This is a genomic window from Pseudoduganella sp. RAF53_2, from assembly GCF_052113985.1.
Lineage (GTDB): Bacteria > Pseudomonadota > Gammaproteobacteria > Burkholderiales > Burkholderiaceae_D > Rugamonas.
In genome coordinates this window covers 1-4,068 of record NZ_JBFRDW010000564.1, presented here as the reverse complement: position 1 = coordinate 4,068, position 4,068 = coordinate 1, and the positions used below count along the sequence as shown (strand labels likewise).

Below are 4,068 nucleotides of genomic sequence, written 5' to 3'. Positions count from 1 at the left end.
GCCTTGCGGTAATCGCTGCCATCCAGGCGAATCGCGACCGGGACGAGGAAGGCGTCCGCGCCCCATTTGCGCAGATAACCGATGATGGTTTGCGCCGAGCGCTCGGGATTGCCGGCGGCCGAAGGGAAGACCGCGATGTGGGCGCCGCGTCCGCCGGCCAGCTTGACGATGCGTTGCCACACGTCGGCATTGTCGCCGCGCAAACCGCCGCCGATGATGACAAGGGAGCCCTGGGTTGCTGCGATAGGGGTGGTGGCAATAGCTGCCGATCCGCTGCTCATGGTACTGACTGCTCCCGCAACGATGCGCACCTGCTCAGGCGCCGCAGGTGGCGCGGGTGGAACCGGCGTAGGCGCGGGCGCGGGCGGAGGATTGCTGCGCCCGGTCGCCGGTGGCGTAGATCTTGGCGCTTCCCTGCCCTGCGTGGGCAGGCCGAGCGCCGCCAATAACGCCAGCCCGAATCGCGCCAGGCCGGCGGGAGAGAGCAGCTTCACAATGGACTCCTGTTCGCTATCCTGAGTCTCTTTTGTAAACATCCGGGAAGTACCTTTCCATCAGTGTAGCCGGACGCGACGGCGGAGTAAAACCAAAGCGTTCGTACAGTGCGTGGGCTGTCGAGGTCGCCAACATAAAACGCCGCAGTCCTTGCAGTCCTTCATGGGCGATGACAGCTTCCATCAGGCGTTTGCTGTAGCCGCGCCCGCGGCATTCCTGCAACACGAAGACATCCACCAGATAGGCATAGGTAGCGTAGTCTGTCACCACGCGCGCAAACGCAACCTGCTTTCCGTCAACAAATCCGCCGAAGCATAAGGAATGTTCGATGGATCGTTGCACAGTTTCAAGCGGAATATTCTGAGCCCAGGCCGATTCCTTACTGAGAAAGTTGTGAATCAGGCTCACGTCCAGGCGGGCCTTGTCGGTGCTGATGGTGAACGTCATTTCTTCAGATAGCGGTCAGGCAAAGGATRTTTCTCGGTTTCCGCTTGCCATACCAGCGACTGCACCCACCAGCGCTGGCCGTCATTGATGAGCTGGATGCTGTTGATGCCGCGCTGGAAAGGCGCCGCGTCGCCCGGCGCGTGGCGCGACTGGTAAGTGCTGAACACGTGGGCGATCTGGCCGAACTGCTCAGTGTTGCGCGAAATTTCCGATTCGTAGAAACCATCTTTGGCAAACACTGGCGTGACGCGACCAATGTAATCCTCCACGCTCAGCACCGTGGTCTTGGTTGGGCTTTGAACGATCATGTGGCCATCGGGACGGAACAGGGAACGCAGGCGGTCCCAGTCGCGCGGCTGGCCGGCGGGGCCGGAAATGGTGTCGTACAGCGCGCCGATCACGCCCTCCACACTACCCACATCGGTCGGCCGCGCCTGCTGCGCAAATGCGCTGCCCGCCGTAGCCAGCATTAGTAGTGAAATTGCTAACTTTTTCATCAGATCATTCCTCTAATTTATAATCGTCTAAATCCAACCGCAGCTATTCAATCATGACAGACCAATTCTCCAAAAAGGCCGAAGCATGGTCGGCCCGCTTCTCGGAGCCCGTCTCCGACCTCGTTAAACGTTACACCGCCTCTGTCTTCTTTGACAAGCGCATGGCCAAGGCCGACATCCAGGGCTCGCTGGCGCACGCCGAAATGCTGGCCGCACAGGGCATCATTTCCGCCGCCGACCGTGACGCCATCCAGAAAGGCATGGCGCAAATCTCCGGCGAAATCGATGCCGGCACCTTCGAATGGCTGCTCGATCTGGAAGACGTACACCTGAATATCGAGAAGCGCCTGACCGAGCTGGTCGGCGACGCAGGCAAGCGCCTGCACACCGGCCGTTCGCGCAACGACCAGGTCGCGACCGATATCCGCCTGTACGTGCGCTCCGCCATCGACGATATCACTGGTCTGCTGAATCAGCTGCGCGGCGCCCTGGTCGATCTGGCCGAGAAAAACACCGACACCATCCTGCCCGGCTTCACGCACATGCAGGTGGCGCAGCCGATCACCTTCGGCCACCACATGCTGGCTTACGTTGAAATGTTCGGCCGCGACGCCGAGCGTATGGCCGATTGCCGCAAGCGCGTGAACCGCTTGCCGCTGGGCGCCGCTGCACTGGCCGGCACCACCTTCCCGATCGACCGCCTGCGCGTCGCCAAGACCCTGGGCTTCGACGATGTCTGCCACAACTCGCTGGATGCCGTGTCCGACCGCGACTTCGCGATCGAGTTCACCGCGGCCGCTTCGCTGATCATGACGCATATTTCGCGCATGTCCGAAGAACTGATCATCTGGATGAGCCCGCGCGTGGGCTTCATCGATATCGCGGACCGCTTCTGCACCGGCTCGTCCATCATGCCGCAGAAGAAGAACCCGGACGTGCCGGAACTGGCGCGCGGCAAGACCGGCCGCGTCTACGGCCACCTGATGGGCCTGCTGACCCTGATGAAAGGCCAGCCGCTGGCCTACAACAAGGACAACCAGGAAGACAAGGAACCGCTGTTCGACACCGTCGATACCGTGGTCGATACCTTGCGCATCTTCGCCGACATGGCCGGCGGCATCACCGTCAAGCCGGAAGCGATGCGCGCAGCGGCGCTGCAGGGCTACGCCACGGCGACCGACCTGGCCGATTATCTGGTGAAGAAGGGTCTGCCGTTCCGCGACGCGCACGAAGCTGTGGCGCATGCCGTGCGCGCTTGCGATGACCTGAAGATCGATCTGGCGGAAATGTCGCTGGACCAGCYGCGCGCCTTTTCGCCGCTGATCGGCGAGGACGTGTTTGCCGTGTTGACGCTGGAAGGCTCCGTGGCCGCACGCGATCACGTCGGTGGCACCGCGCCGAACCAGGTGCGCGCTGCTATCGCACGCGTGCGCAGCCAGTTGTAATCCGCAGAAACCCAAGGCGTAAAGCTAGTGCCTGCCACGCCGTGGCAGGCACTTGTTTTTGGGCCGCTGGTTTTTTATGACCCGCGGCAAATAATCAGCTAATATTCTTGCAATAAAACAATGCGTGGAGACACCGCCAATGCAAGGATTTTTGCGCTTTTCCCACTGGCTGGACCGGATCGGCTACAGAAGCGGCCAGCTGGCGAATGTGATGATTTTGCTGTCCTGCGTGATCAGCGCCAGCAACGCCATGATCCGCTACGGATTCGACTGGAGTAATAACTGGCTGCTTGAGTTGCAGTGGTATTTATTTGGCGCCGCCGTGATGCTGGGCGCCAGCTACACCTTCCAGCGCAACGAGCACGTGCGCGTGGACCTGATTTACGGCCATGTCAGCGAGCGCAAGCAGCTTTGGATCGACATTTTCGGCATCATCTTCTTCCTGCTCCCCGCCTGCATTCTGTTTGCGTGGCTCTCGTGGTATTCGCTGTTCCTCCCCTCCTGGCAGATTTTTGAACAGTCCAGCAACTCCGGCGGACTGGCACGCTACCCCATCAAGTTTGTGGTCCCGCTCGGTTTTGCCTTGCTGACGCTGCAAGGCATTTCCGAACTGATTAAGCGCATCGCCGCCCTGAAAGGCATGGTGCACCTGGACAGCAAATACGAAAGGCCCGTGCAATGATTCCATTGGAGTGGATGCCGCCGCTGATGTTTTGCGGCCTGGTTGTGTTCATGCTGGTTGGCTTCCCGGTGGCGTTCTCGCTGCTGGCGGTAGGCCTGTTCTTCGGCGGGATCTCGATCCTGCACGGTTTCTTCGGTGTGCCCTTCCTGCAGGCGGTGCCGCAAAGGATTTTCGGCAGTGTGCTGGCCAACGATCTGCTGCTGGCGATTCCCTTCTTCACCTTTATGGGCGCGGTGCTTGAGAAGTGCCGCCTCGCGGAGGACATGCTCGATTCGATGGGCAAGCTGTTCGGCGGCATTCGCGGCGGCCTGGGCTACTCGGTGATCATCGTCGGCTTCATCCTCGGCGCGATTACCGGCACGGTTGCGGCACAGGTGATCGCCATGGCGATGATCTCGCTGCCGGTGATGATGCGCTATGGTTACCACATGCGCTACGCCACCGGCGTGCTGGCCGCATCGGGCACCATCACGCAGCTAGTGCCGCCGTCGCTGGTGCTGGT

The 4,068-nt window shown here is 60.9% G+C and carries 5 protein-coding genes and 1 pseudogene; 3 read left to right on the top strand and 3 right to left on the bottom strand.

What is annotated here, in order from left to right; all coding sequences use genetic code 11:
- From AB4Z11_RS25405 to AB4Z11_RS25395, 3 genes and pseudogenes are all read right to left on the bottom strand, one after another.
- Window positions 1-494: pseudogene (locus tag AB4Z11_RS25405) on the bottom strand (hypothetical protein); the annotation flags it as partial.
- A 16-nt stretch (window positions 495-510) separates the two neighbouring features.
- Window positions 511-942, bottom strand: a complete 432-nt coding sequence (locus AB4Z11_RS25400) for a GNAT family N-acetyltransferase (protein WP_442028561.1) — start codon at window positions 940-942, stop codon at window positions 511-513.
- Entirely contained in the window at window positions 939-1,439 is a 501-nt protein-coding gene (locus tag AB4Z11_RS25395) for a hypothetical protein (RefSeq protein WP_442028560.1), read from the bottom strand. The genes AB4Z11_RS25400 and AB4Z11_RS25395 overlap by 4 nt, the downstream gene beginning before the upstream one ends.
- A 53-nt stretch (window positions 1,440-1,492) precedes the next feature.
- On the opposite strand from AB4Z11_RS25395, the gene argH reads away from it, so the two are divergent.
- From argH to AB4Z11_RS25380, 3 genes are all read left to right on the top strand, one after another.
- Window positions 1,493-2,884, top strand: coding sequence for an argininosuccinate lyase (argH, locus tag AB4Z11_RS25390; RefSeq protein ID WP_442028559.1), 1,392 nt, complete (start codon window positions 1,493-1,495; stop codon window positions 2,882-2,884).
- A 139-nt stretch (window positions 2,885-3,023) separates the two neighbouring features.
- On the top strand, window positions 3,024-3,566 hold the full coding sequence (locus AB4Z11_RS25385) for a TRAP transporter small permease subunit (protein WP_442028558.1): 543 nt from the start codon (window positions 3,024-3,026) through the stop codon (window positions 3,564-3,566).
- Window positions 3,563-4,068 (top strand): TRAP transporter large permease subunit (locus tag AB4Z11_RS25380; RefSeq protein ID WP_442028557.1); only part of this gene is annotated, 506 nt, incomplete at its 3' end. The genes AB4Z11_RS25385 and AB4Z11_RS25380, both read left to right, overlap by 4 nt.

Coding starts and splice junctions, on each gene's coding strand:
- AB4Z11_RS25400 (WP_442028561.1), bottom strand. CDS start 942: ATGACGTTCACCATCAGCACCGACAAGGCCCGCCTGGACGTGAGCCTG.
- AB4Z11_RS25385 (WP_442028558.1), top strand. CDS start 3,024: ATGCAAGGATTTTTGCGCTTTTCCCACTGGCTGGACCGGATCGGCTAC.